The organism is Klebsiella sp. WP3-W18-ESBL-02 (assembly GCF_014168815.1).
Lineage (GTDB): Bacteria > Pseudomonadota > Gammaproteobacteria > Enterobacterales > Enterobacteriaceae > Kluyvera > Kluyvera ascorbata_B.
In genome coordinates this window covers 2215359-2234176 of the sequence record NZ_AP021972.1, presented here as the reverse complement: position 1 = coordinate 2234176, position 18818 = coordinate 2215359, and the positions used below count along the sequence as shown (strand labels likewise).

Here is an 18818-nt window from a genome sequence, read left to right as displayed (position 1 = left end):
TTACTCCATCACGCGCGCGCGTTTACCGCGCTGTTCTTCATCGCGCTGCGTGGCGGCCACCAGCACGAAGTCGAAGCTGACCTCGGTGTGCGGCACAGGAATATCGCGCGCCTGCGCCAGCAGGCCGTCGGTGATTTTCAGCGGATCGGCGATCAGCTCTTCGCGCGTGGCAAAGGCAAAATCATCCCACAGGTAGGCGTCGCCGTTGAGGTTAATCTGCGTGGTCAGGTGCTTGTATCCCGGCGCGGAAACAAAGAAGTGCACGTGCGCCGGGCGATTCCCATGACGGCCCAACTGGTTGAGCAGCTTCTGCGTTGGGCCATCCGGCGGGCAGCCGTAGCCGCACGGTACGATGCTGCGAACGGCATAGCGCCCCTCGGCGTCGGTTTCAACCCGCCGACGCAGGTGATATTCACTTTGTGATTGATCGAAGAACGAATAGCCGCCGAGCGTATTGGCGTGCCAGATGTCCACGATCGCCCCCGCCACCGGCTGGCCGTCGTGACGGGTCACCCGCCCGTGCAGCCACATCGGCTCCCCCGCCTCGCTGCCGTCGTCCATTCGCGCAAATCCTTTGCTGAGCGGCGCGCCGGCCACGTACAGCGGCCCTTCAATCGTGCGCGGCGTGCCCACATAAAGACCCTCGGCCGCCTCTTTTTCGTCCGCGCGCATATCGAGGTAATGCTCCAGTCCCAACCCGGCGGCCAGCAGCGCGGCCTCTTTACGCTCGCCCAGCGCGTTGAGATAGTTCACCGCCAGCCAGAACTCTTCATCACTGATATCAAATTTCTTAATGGTCTGGCACAGGTCGCTCAGTACCTGATGCATAATGGCTTTAAAACGGTCGTTGCCGAGTTCGGCATTCAGGCCGCTGCTGATCGCCAGCAGAGACTCCAGTTCGCTCTGTTTTGCAGGATTAACGGACATTGCGTGTTCCTCTTTTTTTGTAGGGTAAGGTGTGTTGTTAGTGAATTGACGAGGGATGACGGCACAGCGGCTGCACGCCGATCGTCATAAACGGATACAGCGGTAGCGCCGTTAACAGATCGTGCAGTTCCTGGTTATCCGCCACGTCAAAAATGCTGACGTTGGCGTACAGCCCGGCGACCCGCCAGATATGCAGCCACTTCCCCTCACGCTGCAGGCGCTGGGAGTATGCCTTTTCTTGCGCTTTGATCTCATCGACCTGCTCAGCGGGTAGCGACGGCGGAATATTGACGGTCATTTCAACTTTAAACAGCATGCGAATATCCTTTAATGTCGGGCGTAATAACGCAGTTTTTCTTCATCAATCTCGACGCCCAGGCCAGGCCCTTGCGGCAGGGTGACCTGCCCGTCGCTGAACGACAGCGGCTGCGTCACGACGTCGTCTTTCAGCAGCAGCGGGCCAAACATCTCGGTCCCCCACTGCAGGTTGACGGTCGACCAGGCGTGTAGCGACGCAACCGTGCCGAGCGTGCCTTCCAGCATGGTGCCGCCGTACAGCGCCACACCGGCGGCCTGCGCGATGTGCGCAAGCTTAAGCGCCTGCGCCGGGCCGCCGGCTTTGGCGATTTTTAAGGCGTAGGCACCGGTGAAGCCGCCGCTGGCCAACGCATAGCCATCGTGACCGGTCGCGACCGCCTCATCGGCAAGGACAGGCAGCGTAAAGCGCTGGCTCAGGGCAATCAGTCCGGCGCGGTCCCATAGCGGAATCGGCTGCTCGACCAGATCGATACCGCCGTCCTGAAGCTGACGCATTCCGTTAACGGCGGTAGTAAAATCCCACGCCTGATTGACGTCCACGCGAACGCTTACCGCATCGCCCAACGCCGCCTTAATCGCCAGCGCATGGGCGATATCGGTTTTCAGCGATCGGGCACCAATTTTCAGTTTGAAGGTATCGTGCCGCCCTTCCGCCAGCAGGCGTTTGCCCTCTTCGATATCTTTACCGGTATCGCCGCTGGCCAGCGTCCACAGCACCGGAAGACGTTCGCACAGCGCGCCGCCGAGCAGCGCACTCACCGGCAGACCCAGCAGCTTCCCTTGCGCATCAAGAAACGCCGTTTCCAGTGCCGATTTGGCGAACGTATTGCCCTTTACGCTGGCGTTCATCTTCTCGGCCAGCGACGCCACGCCGCTAAACCGCTGCCCGCAGAGCAGCGGCGCCAGGTAAGTTTCCATCGCCGAGCGAATAGCCTCCGGGCTTTCCGCACCGTAGCTCAGGCCGCCAATGGTGGTGGCTTCGCCCCAGCCGACTACGCCCTCAGCGCACTGCATCCGCACCAGGGTTAGCGTCTGGCAGCCCATCGTCGCCATCGACAGCTTGTGCGGGCGAACGGTGGGAATGTCCACCAGCCAGCAGGTCAGTGATTCAATCGTTAACATCCGTGACTCCAGCATGAACAGGTTGTGATTTCGCCGCAGGCAGGCCGATCAGCGCCACCCACGCCAACAGCGCATAGCCCACCAGCAGCAGAGAGACCGGCCACGACGCATCGAAGGCCATCAGCAGCGCGACCGCCAGCATCGGGCCCAGCCCGCCTGAAAAGATCGACCCCACCTCATGGCCCAGCGCCAGTCCGGAATAGCGCACGCGCACCGGAAAAAGATCGCTCATGATGCACGGCTGGGTGCCAATCATCGCGCCGTGACAGACCGGCAGACCGAGGAACATGGCCAGCATAATTGCCGGGTAGCTGCCGGTGGAAAGCAGCCAGAAGAAGGGGAACGCCATCACCAGCAGACCGATAACACCGATGTAATAAACCGGCTTCAGGCCAATGCGATCCGATAGCGCGCCCCAGAATAAAATCGAGAAGAACTCTACCAGCATCGCCAGCGTCACGGCGCTGATGATCTCACCGGTGCCGATGCCGATGTGTTTGGCGTACACCACTGAAAAGGTAAAGAAAATATAGGAGGCTCCGTTTTCCGGCAGCCGCAGCGCAATGGCCTGCAGCAGCGCTTTAGGGTGCTCGCGCACGATAACCAGCAGCGGGATTTTTTCATGCCCATCTTCCGGTTTTGCCTGCACAAAAGCCCGGCTCTCACGGATGTTCTTGCGGATATAGATCCCCACCAGGAAGATGACGATGCTGAGTACAAACGGCACGCGCCAGCCCCAGCGCATAAAATCACTCTCCGGAAGCTGCTGCACCAGATAGAAGGCAAAGGCCGACAGCACGAAGCCGCCAGAGACGCCCATCTGGCTCCACGCGGTGTAAAAGCCACGGCGCGAGGCGGGCGCGTTCTCGCTCAGCATCAGCACTCCGCCGCCCCATTCGCCGCCGGAGGCCACACCCTGTAAGAAACGCAGAATAATCAGTGCCAGCGGCGCCCAGATCCCCACCTGCGCGTAGGTCGGCAGCAGGCCAATCACAAAGGTGGTAGCCCCCATCAGCGTCAGGGTCATAATCAGGGTCATTTTGCGACTATAGCGATCGCCAATGTGACCAAAGACGATGCCGCCCAGCGGACGCGCCAGAAAGCCTACCGCAAACCCGGAAAACGCCAGCAACGTGCCCTGTAGCGGATCGCCGCCGACCGGGAAAAAGAGCGGGCCGAACACCAGCGCTGCCGCGGTTCCATAGAGAAAGAAGTCATACCATTCCAGCGCGTTGCCCAATACGGATGCCATCACCAGTTTGCGCATTTGCTGGGCATCGCGCCGCGCATCAGCGGTCGTGAGCGCAGTTGCAGAAACGACATTACTCATCCGGCGTTCCCCCTCTTGACGTTATGCCTCGTGTCCGACCGCGTGATAGCGACGGTTAAAATAGACCAGCCCGCGCGGCTGCTCGCTGCAGCGAATCGCCTGGACCCGACAGTAAAAGACCGAATGGCTGCCGACTTCATGGCAGTCATCAATCAGGCAGTCGAAGCTGGCGACCGCCGAACGGAGCACCGGTGCGCCGCTGGCTAACACCTGCCAGCTGTCATGGCAGAAACGCTCCTCGGAACGCAGGCTGGCGTTGGCAAAAATGCCGGACAGCGTCTGGTGTTCGCTGGAGAGCACGTTGACGCACAGCGCGCCGTTGCGCTTAAAGTGCGCGTGAGCAAACGAGTGACGATTCATACAGACCAGCAAAGTCGGCGGCTGGTCGGTGACGCTGCACACAGCAGAGGCGGTAAAGCCAAACTTGCCCGCCGGGCCATCGGTGGTAATCACCGATACCGCGCTGCCGAGCTGCGCCATGGCGTTACGAAATTCGATTTGCAGAGACATAGCGAGATCCTCAAAGATCGATAATCAGACGGGCGCTTTTAGCGCGGGAACAGCACAGTAAAATCTGGTCGCCGTCGGCCTTTTCGTCGTCGGTCAGATAGTGGTCACGGTGGTCCGGTTCGCCTTCCAGCACGTCCGTCAGGCAGCTGCCGCAAATCCCCTGCTTACAGGAAACGCACACCTTCAGCCCCGCCAACGCCAGCGCCTCGACGATGGTTTGATGGCTCGCCACCTGCACGGTCATACCGCTGGCGGCGGCCACGACCTCAAACGGCTGGCCGCCGCTGTTGACCTCAGCGCTGAAGCACTCCTGATGAACCCGATCCGGTGCATAGCCCAGCGCCGCCGCCCGTTCGCTCACGGCATCCATCAGCCGCGCGGGGCCGCAGACGTAAACGTGCGTCCCCTCAGGCACGTCGCACAAAACCGCATCGAGGTGAATTCGCTGCTCGTCGCTGAAATGCATGTGAACCTGCGGCGCATAGGCCGCTGCCTCCAGATGTGCGGCAAACGCCGCCTCTGCGCGCGATTTGGCGCAGTAGTGCAGGCTGAATGAGCGCCCGGCGGCACGTAACTCCTCCGCCATTGCCAGCATCGGCGTAATACCGATACCGCCACCAATCAACAGGCTATGTGTGGCCTGCGCATCCAGGGCGAACAGATTACGCGGCTCGCTCACCCGGATGTCATCCCCTTCGCGCAAGGCGTGCGCCGCCAGCGACCCACCCTGCGATTGGCGGTCTTTCAATATGCCAAGCTGGTAGCAATTGCGCTGCTGCGGATCGCCGCACAGCGAATAGGGGCGCACCAGTTCGTCACTCAAATGCACATCGATATGCGCCCCGGCACTGAACGCCGGTAACGTCCGGCCATCCGGGTGAGCCAGCGTCAAGAGCACAACCTCGCCGTGCAGCTCACGGTGAACAATCTGTAATGTCAGCATGACGTTCCCCCTTAACGCATAAACAGCCCGCCGTTAATGTCCCAGGTTGCCCCGGTGACAAACGACGCCTGTTGGTCTGCCAATAGCGCAACCGCGCGGGCGACAAACTCCGCCTCGCCGAGCGCACCGACCGGGATCATTTGCAGCAGCCCTGCCAGCTTTTCTTCCGGTACCAGCGCGTGAACTGCCGGTGAATCAATCGGCCCTGGCGCGATGGCGTTAACGGTGACGCCAGATTTGGCCAGCTCACGGGCGAAAATTTTGGTCAGCGTCAGGATGCCGCCTTTCGACGCCGCGTAGTGCGCCCCGGAAGCGGTGCCGCCGTTCTGCCCGGCCAGCGACGCCAGGTTGATAATCCGGCCATAGCCACGACGGGCAAAGTAGCGCCCCATCGTCTGACAGCCGACGAAAGTCCCGCGCAGGTTGGTGGTCATCACCCGGTCAAATTCGTCTACCGTGATGTCCATGACCGGGGTTGCCAGCGTCAGTGCAGCATTGTTCACCAGCACCTGAAGGCTGCCGAACCGCGCCTCGGTAGCGCTCAGCGCACGAGTAAAATCATCCGGTCGACAAATATCCAACCCCATCGCCAGCACACGGTCGCTGTCGAGCGTTTCTGCCGCCGCCTGCGCACGGGCCGCGTCGACGTCAGTCAATACCACCTGGAACCCCTGCTCCAGCAGGTGGCCAGCAATCACATTGCCCAGACCGGCGGCTGCGCCGGTGACTAATACGGTTTGCATCATGGACGGTTCCTCACAGGATGTAGCCGATGCTGTGCAGCACATCGTCGCTGTTGACCAGGCGAATCACCTTCTGCTGAATGCGCCATCCCTGCGCCTGCGGCACCAGATGCCAGGTGATATCGGCCGCATAGTGGCGGCTGTGCCCTTTACGGTGCTCCCACAGCGACTGCGCGCCGCGTACCACCACCTGATGTTCTCCCGCCTCCAGCAGACGGAAACGCGATAGCGTGCGCAGCGTGCGCGCACGTGGGGTCGTTGAAATCGACTCGCCGCTGTACAAGCGCTTCACTCGCCGGGCGCGCATATCATGGTCATCGCAGGCGTAATTGAGCGTGTTTTTAAAATCAGTCTCCTGCGGATCGATCGGCACCACGTAAAGGCCTTCCGGTAGCCAGAGATCCAGCCAGCCGTCGAATTCCCCCTGATCGAGAAGATCGCCTTCCAGATTGATCAGTGCGATGGCGTTAAACAGTACGGACTCCTCGGTTGTCATCTACGCGTTCTCCGTCATTAATTTTTTCCACTGCTGATAGGCCGCACGCATGCCGGTTTCGGCGCTGACGTCGCTACGCAGGCCGTCGTCAGTGCGGTACTCACCGGCCAGGCCACGGTTCAGCATGATCCACAGATCGTCACCGGCGGTGGCCCCGCGCTGCACGCGCTCCCAGGCCTCAGAGTCATCCGGTGTGCCGAAGCCCATCGGCCCCTGGAAGTGCTCGTGCAGGCGCAGCCGCGCCTGGTTGGCCATTTCCGGTCCACCGTCCATGGTGATCACCGCGTGGTGAATTTCGGTTTCGTTCACCGATACCGGCTGCAGGACGCGGAAAAAGGCCATTGAACAGGCAATGTTAGGGAAAATATTGAGGTTGAAACCGGAGCCACCGACCGCGCGTACGATGCGCCTGACCTGCGTCTCGTCATATTCAGCTCGCAGCGCATCGGCTAACTCAACAAAGCGCTCCGGAATCGGCGCATCCAGATTGGCCTCCAGATCCACCAGCTCCGGGATCATCACCATCACGCTGTGGCCGTTACCGAGATCTTCGACGTAGCCGCTGCCATCAACAAAGTTGAGCATCTCTTCGGTCTGCTTATCGACCGAGCTTAAAAATGAGCGATGAACCACCGGGAAGTGATAGCCGTCGGTGGTATTTTCCAGCTGAATTTTCCAGTTACCGGGAAAGCGGAAACGGTGCGCGGGGCCGGTTTTGATCGGGAAGCCCGCGCCCTGCTTCATAAACAGGTCCATCCACTTTTTCGCCGCGCCGAGGAAATCGTCCAGCGGTTCGATATGCTCGTTAAAAGTGGCGAAAATCATGCCGGCATACTGTTCGGTGCGCAGCGAAACCAGCCCTAGCGCGCCTTTTTCTAGCTGGTCGGCATAGCTTTCCGGATGCGGTACGCCGCGCAGGCTGCCATCGAGCGCGTAGCCCCAACCGTGGTAGGGGCAAACGAAGCTGTTCGTTTTACCGCTGCGATGCTCGCAGACGGTGGCCGCACGATGGCGGCAGCGGTTAAGCAACGTGTGCACGTTGCCTTTGCGGTCGCGAACCACGATCACCGGCTGCGTGCCGATTTCAGTGGTCTTAAAGCTGCCCGTCTCCGGGATTTCGCTGGCATGCGCGACCCAGACCCAGGTTTTGCTGAAAATGCGGTCCAGCTCCAGGCCGAACAGCGTTTCCGAGTTATACAGCGAGGTATGCACGCGGTCATGCTGGACCAGCGCGGCAATCTGTTCACGACTCGGCGCGGCGGGTGCGGCGGCATCGATATTTTTTACCTTAATGAGGTGGTCACACTGCATGTCCATTCTCCTGCACGTCTGCGACGGTCTGATGTTGATCCGGCACGGGGAGTAAATCTTCGGCGTGCCAGTGCGTTACGGGGCGGCTAAACAGGTTGCGGGTGGTAAAATGACGCATCACCATCTCCCCCGCCTCGCGCCGAAAGGTGACGTTCAGCTCGGCGGCGTTAAGGTGCGCCCCGCCGGCGTTAAAGGCTGAGGTCTGCAGCATCAGCCAGCGGCCGTGCAAATCGCCGCTGGCCGTGATGCTGAGCGCCTCGGAGCACAGGAAATGTGCATTCATGGCGAAATGTGCTGGCTGACGGACATAGCCCGCCATCATGCCGACGATGGCTTCGCGCCCCTGATGACGCCCCAGGCGGGCGGCGTAAGGTTCGCCAACGCCTTCCCAGCAGGCGTCAACGCTGAACAGTGCGCCAATAGCGTGAACGGTGTCGGCATCATCCAGCCGATCGCAAAGATGCATATACTGGCTAATGCACACCCGCGCGGCCTGCTGATCTTCGAGCTGCTGTAGGCGCAGCGCATCCTGAGAAGTCATCACGCGCTCCGTTAACCCTGAATGATCAGTTCGCGCCCGACGCGGGCTTCAATTTTGCAGTACTTCCACAGCTTGCTGCCGCTGTCGCCCACCGGCGTCGTGCGGAACAAATTGCAGACCGCAGCGACGTTCTCCAGCGCCTGCGCATCGGCCAGCACATAGGTTGTCCACGGGGCGGTCGTTGACGGGCCAACCATCAGTTGGTCGTCATCCATATTGCCGATAACCGAAATTCCCGGCGTCTCTTCCATCCCTTTCATCATCACGCCGAAGGCGGCCCATACCTGCTTGGCTTCTGCCGCGCTGGCGTCAAAGAAGTTCTGGTTTACGCCGATACAAAACAGCACGCGTAATTTGTTGGATTGGCTCATTTGTTGCTCCTTAATTAACAATCACAGGTAACCCGGCAGCGGTTTACCGCCGAAAAAGACCGTGCCCGCATTGAGATACGAGAGGTCGCCCATAAAGGCATGTTGGGTAATCACCATCGTGTCGCGGACGTAGCGCTGTAGCGGGCTGGTCATGGCGACCCCGCCCATTCCGTTGAGTGCCAGCGCCTGGCGCGCCACGTCGGCCGCAACGCGCGTCACGTGGGTGGAAGAAAGCCGTAGCGCGTTGACCTGTTCGCAGCTGGGATCGTCCCCGGCGAGCAGGCGTTGCCAGACATCATCAATGGCGTCATAAAACCAGGCGCGAGCAGCGCGCAGATCGGCTTCACAGCGGGCAATCTGCATCTGCGCCTGCGGGCGGTCGGCCAGACGCGGCGCACCGGTCACCGACTGCTGGCGATGGGCGATGGCATAAATTTCATTAAGCGCGGCGCGGGCCACGCCGAGCGACACAACGGAGAGCACCTGCGTCGCCAGCGACAGCACCGGGTAGCGGTACAGCGGCCCTTCCAGATTCAGCGTGCCGCCGCGAATAAAGGTCCACGCGTCCGGAACAAACGCGTCGTCAACCAGCAGGTCGTGACTGCCGGTTCCGGCGAGGCCGACGGTATCCCACACCGGGTCTATCTGGACGCTGGCGCGCGGCAGCACCGCCATGCGCGGCAGAGGCTGTTCGCCGTCCGGCAGAATCCCCACTCCCAGCACCGACGCCCCCATACTGCCGCTGGCAAAACTCCAGCGTCCGCTGACCCGGTAACCGCCGTCGGCCTGACGCGCTTTCTGCGTCGGAAAAATGCCGCCCGCGAAGACCACGTCCGGGCCATCGCGATAGAGTTCCTGCAACGTTTCCACCGGCAGTGCGCCAAGGTAGAACGGGCTCATACCGAAACTGGCTACCCAGCCCGCCGAGCCGTCGGCGGTGGCTATCTGTTCAATCAATTCACAAAACTGCGCGGGCGTGCATTCGTCGCCGCCGTAGATTTTCGGCACCAGCGCCCGGTAAACGCCCACCTGTTTGAAGCGGGCAATGATGTCGTCAGAAATATGACGTTGATGCTCAAAATCGGCGCTGCGGGAAGCAACTTCGCTCAGCAGCGGGGCCAGCGTTTCATGGACGTGGACGGCAGACATAGCGTTCTCCGGATAGTAGTCGCGGCCGTTCGCAGGACGAACGCAGCCGCAATGAGTCGAACTCACTGAGTCATCAGGGATAGCAAAACAGGGTAGTGATTAGTGACGTCGTCGGGCCATCAGCCACTCGGCGGCCTGTACCAGCAGCCCCTCGTCGCCTTTACGAGCGACCAGCTGTAGGGCGATTGGACGGTCGCGCAACGCGCCCATAGGCAGCGTCAACGCCGGGTGACCGCTGAGATTAAACGGACGAACTAAGCGGGTAAGATTCACCACGCTCAGCGGATCGTGGGCTTCGGCAAGCGTGGGCGGCAGTTCTGGCAGCGTCGCCAGCGCCAGCAGCGGCGTTTCGGCCAACCGCGCATCCACTTCCGCGCGAAAGCGCTGGCGGACAGTTTCCGCATCCTGCAACGCCTGTGCGCTGACCGATTCCCCCGCGCGGATCCGGCTGGCAACATCGGCAGAAACCTGACCGCTTGCCAGCAGCGGGCCGAGCGCGCGCCAGTTCTCGTGGTTAATCAGGGTCAGCCCGGCGCGATGAGCATCGTCGAGCAGCGTCAGTTCGGCGCTGCGCGGGTGGACCGCCAGCCGGCAAAGACCGGCAAGCAGTTCGCCGTCAATGTCCGGCTGCGCGGCGGCGATAAAGGCGATGTCGGGTAACGCGGTCAGCGGCGCGCCAACGGTGACGTTAAGACGATTCAGCGCCTGGCGCAGCACGTCCGCTTCACGGGCAAAAAGGCCCACGCAGTCCAGCGAGCTCTCGGCGGGCATCCCCCCCTGACGGCTCAACACGCCGTAACCGGGCTTCAGCCCGAGCACCCCGCAGCAGGCGGCGGGCATCCGTACCGATCCGCCGGTGTCGGTACCGAGGGCAAAATCCACCTCACCGGCGGCGACAACCGCCGCCGAGCCGCTGGACGAACCGCCGGGAATCAGCGCGGGGAAATGGGGATTCAGCGGCGTACCGCCCCAGGGGTTAATGCCGGTCACGCCGAACGCCAGCTCGTGTAGCGCGGTTTTTCCATCTAACACGCAGCCGCTGCGCAACAGCATGTCCACCACTCTGGCGTGCTGCCGGGCGACGGGCGCGTGGGCCAACGCCGGGCAACCGGCCTGGGTGCGGTGCCCCGCAACGTCCAGCGTATCTTTCACGGCAAAGCGCAGATCGCCTTTACCGAGGGTAAAACGTTCGACAAAACCCTTGCTCTCACAAACTGGCTGCATCATTGACACCTTGACCAGAAAAAATGAATCATATTCAGGCACGCCGTCATTGCGGTTTTTTTATCCTGATAAGCGTGTTTTCACTATGGAACATTTAGATGAATATTCAAGTAATATTTCACGTTATTTTTACTATGAAATAACAATGCATTAACCTTTTAATAATAAGGGTTACTTATGCAGTTTGATGAAATATAAAGCAATATTGGGCATTAGGGCGGGCGCTGCCGTCACGAAGCGATCGCGACGGCAGTGTGTAAATATTGTTTATTTACAGTTGGTTATAGATATTTTCTACGCAAGTCACAGTTTTGCGATCGCGAGGAGGAAGGGTCAGAGTTCGTTAAGATTATCCAGCACTTTCGCCAGTGACTGGTTCATTTTCTCCACCTGTCCAGGGCTCATGCCCTTAAAACCTTTATCGAATATTTTACCCACCAGCGGCATAGCTTCCGCCACTTTCTGCTGACCGGCTTCGGTTAGCATCACCATCGTTACCCGCGCATCGCTGGGGCTGCTGGCGGTAACCACCAGGCCGTCATCGCGCAGGCGGCCGACAATTTTGGTCACCGTGGGCATTTTAGCCAGCGCGTATTCGGCGATTTGCGAGATGCTCGCCTGGCCGTACTGGTGCGTGATCATCAGCACACGAAAGCGCGAGACGTCCAGCGCAACCTTCTTCAGGGCCAGTTCCACGGTTTGGGTGTAACGGGCGTACACGTTAACAATCCAGTAGAACGGAAACTCTTCACGATGAAACGCGGCGCCCGTCGCGCCCTCGCCCGCTGTTTTTTTTAGATTACTCATGCGTTTCCTTACCCCAACATGTCGCAGATTTTTCGATTATACCCTGTGTCTTTCCGCCCGTCCCAGCGCGGTTGCGCCGTGGGCCTCCCCTTGATGAATATTGACGCGACAGAGATCGCATTATGATTCACAAATGCCACACACATAACAATTACGTATCATTTATCACACACAAAATTGACACTTCCGGCGCGCGTTCTCTATACGTTAGCCAGCCTGTACGACCCATAATCATAATCACAATGTGGAGCTTTTCATGAACGATAGCCCTTCTCTGGAACCGACACCGTCTTCTGCGTCATCGCCGTTCAACGCGCGGCAGCAGGCGGTTATCAATAAGTTGTTCCGCCGCCTGATCGTGTTTTTGTTCGTGCTGTTTGTCTTTTCCTATCTCGACCGTATTAACATCGGTTTTGCCGGGCTGACCATGGGCAAAGACCTGGGGTTAACCAGCACAATGTTCGGGCTGGCCACCACGCTGTTTTATGTGATGTACGTGGTATGCGGAATCCCGAGTAACGTCATGCTGACGATCGTCGGCGCGCGCCGCTGGATAGCCATCCTGATGATTATCTGGGGGATTGCCTCCACCGCCACGCTGTTCGCGACCGGGCCTAACAGCCTGTACGCGCTACGAATGCTGGTGGGGATCGCCGAAGCCGGGTTTTTGCCCGGCCTGCTGTATTACCTGACCTATTGGTTCCCTGCCCATTATCGTGCCCGCGCCAATGCGCTGTTTATGATTGCCATGCCGGTCACCATGGCACTCGGTTCGCTGGCGTCCGGGTACATTCTCAATATGGACGGCCTGCTCAATCTGAAAGGCTGGCAGTGGTTGTTTCTGCTTGAGGGCTTCCCGTCCGTTCTGCTTGGTCTGGTGGTCTGGTTCTGGCTTGACGACAGCCCGGCGAAGGCGAAATGGCTGACCGACGACGATAAGGCCTGCCTGCACGAGATGCTTGAAGCCGACCGGCTTAACGCGCTGCAAACCCAAAGCGCCATCCAGGCGGCCTCTGTCGGGCAAAAAAGTGTGCTGCGCGAGCTGCTAACGCCAACCATTATTCTCTACACGCTGGCCTACTTCTGCCTGACCAATACACTCAGCGCCCTCAGCGTCTGGACGCCGCTGATTCTGCGCAGCTTTAACGCAGAGAGCAGCAACGTCACCATCGGCCTGCTGAGCGCCATTCCTCAGGTCTGCACCATTGTCGGCATGATCTGGTGGAGCAAACGTTCCGATCGCCGCAACGAACGGAAGCTGCATACGCTGCTGCCGTATCTGTTTGCTGCGGCCGGCTGGGTGCTTACCGCCACCAGCGTCCATCCGTACTGGCAGTTTACCGGGATCGTCATGGCCTCGATGGGAGCCTTTGCGGCAATGGTTATCTTCTGGACGACGCCGGACCGCGCGCTGTCGCTGCGCGCCAGGGCACTCGGCATCGCAGTGATTAACGGCACCGGCATGACCGGCGCTGCGCTGGGGCCGCTGCTGATGGGCATAATGAAAGACGTGACCGGCAGCTTTAATGCCGGAATCTACATGGTTGCCGCCTTCCTGGTACTGGGCGCCGTCATTGTCGCCTTTATCCCGATGAAGGCGGCCCCACGCCAGACGGCGGGCGTCGGCGTAACCGCAGCATAAAAAGTAGGCCGGATAAGGCGTTTACGCCGCCATCCGGCAAAAGCGCGCAGGCTGCCGGATGGCGCTGCGCTTATCCGGCCTACAACGTTCACGATCAGAAGGCGTAGCTTGCGCCCACCTGCACCGTACGATCGCGGCCAATCCAGCAGTTAGTGCTGTCATAGCAGGTCAGCGTTTCTTTGTTGGTGAGGTTCTGCGCGCTGGCTTTCAGCATCAGGCCTGCCAGGCTGCTGTCCACCGCAGACATATCGTATGACAGCGACATATCGTACTGCGTTGTTCCGCCCAATTTACCGGCCTTGTTATCCGGAGAGATTTCCATCGGCCCGGTATAACGCGCCCCTGCGCCGATCGTCAGCCCACGAACCAGGCTCTGGTCGAAGGTATAGTCCCCCCACAGGTTGAAGGCATTTTCCGGCACCTGCGTCGGACGTTTGCCTGGGTAGGTCTCATCCTCGGTGTTGATGGCGTGGGTGTAAGCGTAGTTGGCGATCAGGTTAATATTGTCGGATGGACGACTGATAACCGACAGTTCGGCCCCTTTGGATTCAATTTCTCCGGTCTGGCGGTACACCCAGCTCGGGTCTGCGCTCAGTACATTTTTCTGCCGGATGTTAAACACCGACGCGGTAAAGGTTGTGGCATAGTCTGCCAGCAGGTATTTCACGCCGCCCTCCACCTGCTTGCTGGTGGTCGGTTTCACCTGTTCAGCCGTCAGACCGTTGGCCGGTGATACCGGTTTGAAGCCCTCTGAGTAGCTGATAAAGGGCGACAGCCCGTTGTCAAACGCATACAGCATCCCCAGACGCTTGGTGACCCGATCCTGGGAGATCCACGCTTTCCCATCGTTATTCAGATAGTCGGTAGTCGCAGACTGGTAGTCGTCATAGCGCAGGCTGGCGAGAATATTCAGACCGCCCCAGGCCATCTGATCCTGCAGGTAGTAGCCCTTTTGGTTGTACGAAAGGCGATTTTTCTGCGCGGTATAAAGCCCCAGCGCCGATTCATTCACCTGACCAAAATCCGGGGTACGCATATCGATACCCGGAGTGGTCGATGCATAGCGATAGTGATAATGCGAATTCAGCTTCTGATAATCAAATCCGGCCAGCAGGTGGTGCTGCCAGTCGCCAAGCGTCAGCGTCCGCGTCACCTGGTTATCGATATTGAAGCTGTGCAGATCTTCGTCCGTGGTATAGGCAAAGCGGTTCAGCTCATAAACCGGATTCCCGGTATTCCCGGTGGAATAGACGCTCTGCTGATGACTGTCGATATCAAAGTAACGCGCCTTCTGCGCGATTCCCCAGCCGCTATCAAACTGGTGTTCAAAGCTGTAGCCCACCATCCACTGGCGCTGTTTGAAGCCGTTCCAATCGTCGCCGGCAAAATCGCGTTTATTGGCGTAGCTGGAGCGTAAATAGGACAGCGGCATCGGGTTAGATGGCGTCAGGCTCGGCGTATTTTGCGCCAGCGCATCCAGCGTCAGGCGGGTTTTATCGCTCGGTTGCCAGGTCACGCTGGGGGCCAGCAGATAATCTTCATAGCGAGTGGTGTGCGCCTGGTCGTCACCCTCGGTCGCTTTGCCCAGCAGGCGATAGCTCCAGTCGCTGTCAGCAAGACGGCCGGTCGAGTCCAGATAACCCTCTTTAAGGTTGCGAGTACCGGTATTGAAACCCACTTCCGTGCGCGGCGTGGTCTGCGGCTTTTTCCCCTGTATGTTCACCAGCCCGCCTGGCGAACCGCTGCCGTAAAGCACAGAGGATGGCCCTTTAAGGATGTCGACGCTGTCAACCAACAGCGGGTCAATCCGTGCTTTGGTATTCCCCGTGACGTTATAGGGCAACTGGAGTCCGTTATAGAATTCGTTATCGACGTTGAAGCCGCGAATCTTGTATTCGCTCATATAGGTCGTGCTGCCGCGTGACTCGGTCGCGACGCCGGGAGCATAACGCAAAATCTCATTCAGCGAAGTGGCGTGGCGCAGGCTTATTTCATGCTGGCTGAGGGTGTTGATCACCTGCGGCGTTTTACTTTCCGCAACCGCCGATTTGGTGGCGCTGTTGGTCCAGCCAGGCAGGTCGCTCCCCTCGCCGGAAGCGGTGACCACCATCGTGGTTTCATTTTTATCAGCATAGGCCTGCGGCGCAAGGGCGAGCGCGATCATTCCAGAAAGCGCGCAGAGACGAAAAACGGCGTGATTCATTATCGTTATGTCCAAACAAAACAAATAACGATAATTATTATCATCCGCATTTGATATTCAACACTAAAATAAGAAGGGATTTATACCCAATAAACCTCAAGATGCAGGTTTGAGCACCTGAAAATGATCGTTAATTCGGGACGTCAGAAAACCCGCTATCCCCGGTAACGTATGGCTGAAAAATTCAGATATTGCATCCCTGAACTCCCTGCTGTTGCTGAAGTAGCGGTTATTCCGGGCATGTTCGTTCATTAACTTCCACATTCGTTCTATCGGATTCAGGTTCGGGCTGTACGGCGGGAGGTAATGAAGTTTTATATTTACCACCTCCGCCCAGTCTTTCACTAACTGTGAACGGTGATAACCAGCACCATCCAGAATAACATGAACTTTCTGCTGATAATCTGGATAAATTTTACGTATCTCATTGAAAAAACGAGATACGTTGTATTCATTAACCGTTTTATATTCGCAGATTAGCGGATGTTCCGGGGCCTTCAGATTCAGCGCCCCCATGATATTCAGCCGTGTACGACTACCTGTTGTTTTTACCGCTTTTCTCTGGCCTTTACGTATCCAGCCATAACCTATTTTGGTGGCCTGAGTCGGATGGACAGCATCAATAAAAAGAACCGGTTCATCACCTGCGGTGGCTTTGAGTTCCTCATAATATTCAATGAATTGCTTTTGTTTCTCTTCACTGAATTTATGCGGGACGCCTGACGGTTTTTTATAGGTGAAGCCGTTCCGGTGCAGCCACTTATTCATTCCCGGAATGCTGAAAACGATGTTCCATGTCCGCGCGACAAACGCGACAATATCACGGGTATGGTAAAATAAATTGTCGGATAAGTGGCTGATTAAAAAAGCCGTTTGTTCAGCGCTGAGTTTGCTGTCTGAGCCGCCATTTTCGGGCTTCAGCTTGCCTTTGTTCAGAAACTCGCTGATATGGTGGTCAACAGTAGTCTGATGCAGGCGTAAAGCCTGAGCGATCATGGCCGAACTCCAGCCCTCGGAGGCCAGAAGAATGGCTTTAATGCGATCGCAAACGCGCTTATCACGACTGGAGTCATGAAGACGCTCAAGTTCAGCTTTTTGTTGGTCAGTGATAAAGATTTTCATGGGGACAGCATGATCTCCTGTTGCTGAAAAATCAAGCGTCTTCAATGATCACGGGTATAGAAATGTGATTTGGATTGGATTTTTACGCCAGCAAGAAACGGCCCCTTGCGGGGCCGTCGGGGACATTATTCGCGGCGAATCAGGCGGAATACCGCCAGCACAACGATGGCGCCAACCACGGCAACCAGGAAGCTGTGCAGGTTAAAGCCAGTCACGCTACCACCGATACCGAATGTGGTCGCCAACCAGCCGCCCACAACCGCACCAACGATCCCAAGGATACAGGTGAGGATAAAGCCACCCCCATCACGCCCCGGCATAATCAGTTTGGCAATAACACCGGCAATCAGACCAAAAATAATCCAGGTAATAATACCCATTTTCCCACCTCTCCTGTTTCCATTAACAGCCATAAAAGCGCCGACATTCTGCGCCGCTAATGTTTCAAGTATAGGTAATTGTTCTTAAAAAACCTGGCCGGGCGATGATATTTTATGCGTACGGATACGAAAATTGACGTAGTCACTGTCTTCGGCCCGCGGTACCGCGCAAATCTGTTGAGATGTTAAATATTTTCATTTAGAGGCTGAAGTTCTGTTTACCGCCGCCGATACCCCTTTAAGAGCCTGCCCTTCAGGAGCCATTTCAGGTGAGTGAGCATAACGCACAGTTTCTTAAACAAAATCCATTAGCCGTATTAAATATTCTGCGCGATCTTCAGCAAGCTAATGCCGCGCTGCGCGTGAGCTGGTCTTCGCGCCAGTTTATCAGCCGTATTCTTGATGCCAGCCAGAACCGGCTGGTGATTGATTTTGGCAGCAGTGAAGAAGACAACGATGCCGCCAGAACGGCAAGAAATCTCAGCATGGTGGCCGAAACCAACGGTGCGAAAATAGAATTCACCGTCGCGCAAATGCAGGTGGAAAACTATCAGGGGCTGCCGGCCTTCAGCATGCCGACACCGCCCGCGCTGTGGTTTATTCAGCGGCGCGAGTTTTTCCGCATCCCTGCGCCGCTGTATCCCGCCTACTACGGCGTCGCAAAGCTGCCGGACAAAAGTCCGCTGCGTTTTCGTTTGTTCGATTTATCGCTTGGTGGCATGGGCGCGCTGCTGGATGCACCGCCGCCGGAAAGCCTGATGCCCGGGATGACGCTGAAAGAAGTCGAGCTGGATATGGGACCCTGGGGACGTTTTCGCTGCGATGCGCAGCTGCTGGCGATCAGTGAACGCAAGCTGGTGGACAGTAAAAATGAAACCATCGTGACGCCGCGTCTGAGCTTCCGTTTTCTGCATATGAACCCGGTGCTCGAACGCTCGCTCCAGCGGATTATTTTCTCACTGGAGCGAGAGGCCCGCGAACGGGCCAACAACGTCCGTTAACTACATGGCGTCCATCGCTTTCTGTACCTTCCAGATATAACGCGGTGCCTGCGGTGCCGGGTGGTTTTTCACGACGTGGTCAAAGAATTCATCCTTGTCCAGTTCGTTAATTTCGGCAATCGCCTTTTTCCTGTCCGATGAGAAGGTGCGCAGCAGCGCACCTGCGCCGTTGGCGTAAGACACCACCAGCGCATATTGCATCACTTCCGGGTCGTTAATTCCCGCCAGCGAACCGTGTTCCAGTATGCTCAAGTAGGCCGCGCCCATGGAAATATTGCGCTCCGGATTTTTCAGCTCGCTGGTCGACGGTTGGCCGCTCCAGCCCATATGACGATAAACATCCAGCCCGGAGGTGGACGCTTTAAGCTGCATCAGCCCTACCGCATTGGATTTACTGACCAACGTTGGGTTGCCGCCGGATTCCACGGCGATAATCGCGGTGATCAGACGCGGGCTGACGCCCCATGCCGCACCGGCTTTCTCGCTAATTGGCATCCACTGCATCGCTCGCTTCACCGGCACCTCGGGGTTCCAGGGTGGATTACGGTAATCCGATTTAGAGCTACATCCGGCGAGTAATACAATTAAAAAAGCAAACCATCTCAATTTCACGCATCTATCCTTTTAGCTGAACTTTGCTGCCGTTAATGACAACCATGGGCTCAGGCGGCATGATAC

General features: G+C 58.0%; 20 protein-coding genes. 2 read left to right on the top strand and 18 right to left on the bottom strand.

Annotated features, from left to right (window positions below; translation table 11 throughout):
* The 14 genes from catA to H7R56_RS10520 all read right to left on the bottom strand — a co-directional run bounded on the left by catA (position 1) and on the right by H7R56_RS10520 (position 11792).
* Entirely contained in the window at positions 1 to 927 is a 927-nt protein-coding gene (gene catA / locus H7R56_RS10585; RefSeq protein WP_106930278.1) for a catechol 1,2-dioxygenase, read from the bottom strand.
* A gap of 37 nt (positions 928 to 964) precedes the next feature.
* Positions 965 to 1243, bottom strand: coding sequence for a muconolactone Delta-isomerase (gene catC, locus H7R56_RS10580; protein ID WP_106930280.1), 279 nt, complete (start codon positions 1241 to 1243; stop codon positions 965 to 967).
* Between the two features lie 11 nt (positions 1244 to 1254).
* Positions 1255 to 2367, bottom strand: a complete 1113-nt coding sequence (locus H7R56_RS10575; RefSeq protein WP_106930282.1) for a muconate/chloromuconate family cycloisomerase — start codon at positions 2365 to 2367, stop codon at positions 1255 to 1257.
* Complete coding sequence (locus H7R56_RS10570; protein WP_181358046.1) at positions 2354 to 3634, bottom strand: MFS transporter; 1281 nt, start codon at positions 3632 to 3634, stop codon at positions 2354 to 2356. The genes H7R56_RS10575 and H7R56_RS10570 overlap by 14 nt, the downstream gene beginning before the upstream one ends.
* 84 nt (positions 3635 to 3718) lie before the next feature.
* Positions 3719 to 4207, bottom strand: a complete 489-nt coding sequence (locus H7R56_RS10565) for a flavin reductase (RefSeq protein WP_106930286.1) — start codon at positions 4205 to 4207, stop codon at positions 3719 to 3721.
* Positions 4208 to 4217: 10 nt separating this feature from the next.
* Positions 4218 to 5150, bottom strand: a complete 933-nt coding sequence (locus tag H7R56_RS10560) for a PDR/VanB family oxidoreductase (RefSeq protein WP_106930288.1) — start codon at positions 5148 to 5150, stop codon at positions 4218 to 4220.
* Positions 5151 to 5161: 11 nt separating this feature from the next.
* Complete coding sequence (locus H7R56_RS10555; protein ID WP_106930290.1) at positions 5162 to 5896, bottom strand: SDR family NAD(P)-dependent oxidoreductase; 735 nt, start codon at positions 5894 to 5896, stop codon at positions 5162 to 5164.
* Between the two features lie 10 nt (positions 5897 to 5906).
* Complete coding sequence (locus tag H7R56_RS10550; RefSeq protein WP_106930292.1) at positions 5907 to 6389, bottom strand: aromatic-ring-hydroxylating dioxygenase subunit beta; 483 nt, start codon at positions 6387 to 6389, stop codon at positions 5907 to 5909.
* Positions 6390 to 7700, bottom strand: coding sequence for an aromatic ring-hydroxylating oxygenase subunit alpha (locus H7R56_RS10545; protein WP_106930294.1), 1311 nt, complete (start codon positions 7698 to 7700; stop codon positions 6390 to 6392).
* Positions 7690 to 8241 carry a nuclear transport factor 2 family protein gene (locus H7R56_RS10540; RefSeq protein ID WP_106930296.1) on the bottom strand — a complete coding sequence of 184 codons (552 nt, stop codon included), beginning with the start codon at positions 8239 to 8241 and terminating at the stop codon, positions 7690 to 7692. Before H7R56_RS10540 ends, H7R56_RS10545 begins: the two co-directional genes overlap by 11 nt.
* 11 nt (positions 8242 to 8252) lie before the next feature.
* Positions 8253 to 8612 carry an IacB protein gene (locus H7R56_RS10535; protein WP_106930298.1) on the bottom strand — a complete coding sequence of 120 codons (360 nt, stop codon included), beginning with the start codon at positions 8610 to 8612 and terminating at the stop codon, positions 8253 to 8255.
* A gap of 21 nt (positions 8613 to 8633) precedes the next feature.
* A complete protein-coding gene (locus H7R56_RS10530; protein WP_106930300.1) occupies positions 8634 to 9761 on the bottom strand; it encodes an acyl-CoA dehydrogenase family protein in 1128 nt (375 codons plus the stop codon).
* A 99-nt stretch (positions 9762 to 9860) separates the two neighbouring features.
* Positions 9861 to 10985, bottom strand: a complete 1125-nt coding sequence (locus tag H7R56_RS10525) for an amidase (RefSeq protein ID WP_106930302.1) — start codon at positions 10983 to 10985, stop codon at positions 9861 to 9863.
* A 333-nt stretch (positions 10986 to 11318) separates the two neighbouring features.
* A complete protein-coding gene (locus H7R56_RS10520) occupies positions 11319 to 11792 on the bottom strand; it encodes a MarR family winged helix-turn-helix transcriptional regulator (protein ID WP_106930304.1) in 474 nt (157 codons plus the stop codon).
* A gap of 256 nt (positions 11793 to 12048) precedes the next feature.
* On the opposite strand from H7R56_RS10520, the gene hpaX reads away from it, so the two are divergent.
* Complete coding sequence (hpaX, locus tag H7R56_RS10515; RefSeq protein ID WP_106930306.1) at positions 12049 to 13434, top strand: 4-hydroxyphenylacetate permease; 1386 nt, start codon at positions 12049 to 12051, stop codon at positions 13432 to 13434.
* A gap of 94 nt (positions 13435 to 13528) precedes the next feature.
* Here the strand turns inward: hpaX and H7R56_RS10510 are convergent, their stop codons facing one another.
* The 3 genes from H7R56_RS10510 to H7R56_RS10500 form a co-directional block, all read right to left on the bottom strand.
* On the bottom strand, positions 13529 to 15637 hold the full coding sequence (locus H7R56_RS10510; RefSeq protein ID WP_106930308.1) for a TonB-dependent siderophore receptor: 2109 nt from the start codon (positions 15635 to 15637) through the stop codon (positions 13529 to 13531).
* Between the two features lie 96 nt (positions 15638 to 15733).
* The gene (locus tag H7R56_RS10505; RefSeq protein WP_040118421.1) at positions 15734 to 16759 is read right to left on the bottom strand and encodes an IS630 family transposase; all 1026 of its coding nucleotides are present in this window, start codon (positions 16757 to 16759) and stop codon (positions 15734 to 15736) included.
* A 125-nt stretch (positions 16760 to 16884) separates the two neighbouring features.
* Positions 16885 to 17139, bottom strand: a complete 255-nt coding sequence (locus H7R56_RS10500) for a GlsB/YeaQ/YmgE family stress response membrane protein (RefSeq protein WP_106927628.1) — start codon at positions 17137 to 17139, stop codon at positions 16885 to 16887.
* 269 nt (positions 17140 to 17408) lie between these two features.
* On the opposite strand from H7R56_RS10500, the gene ycgR reads away from it, so the two are divergent.
* Positions 17409 to 18140 carry a flagellar brake protein YcgR gene (gene ycgR, locus H7R56_RS10495; RefSeq protein WP_106927630.1) on the top strand — a complete coding sequence of 244 codons (732 nt, stop codon included), beginning with the start codon at positions 17409 to 17411 and terminating at the stop codon, positions 18138 to 18140.
* Here the strand turns inward: ycgR and emtA are convergent, their stop codons facing one another.
* Positions 18141 to 18752, bottom strand: a complete 612-nt coding sequence (emtA, locus tag H7R56_RS10490) for a membrane-bound lytic murein transglycosylase EmtA (protein WP_106927632.1) — start codon at positions 18750 to 18752, stop codon at positions 18141 to 18143.
* Positions 18753 to 18818: the final 66 nt, after the last annotated feature.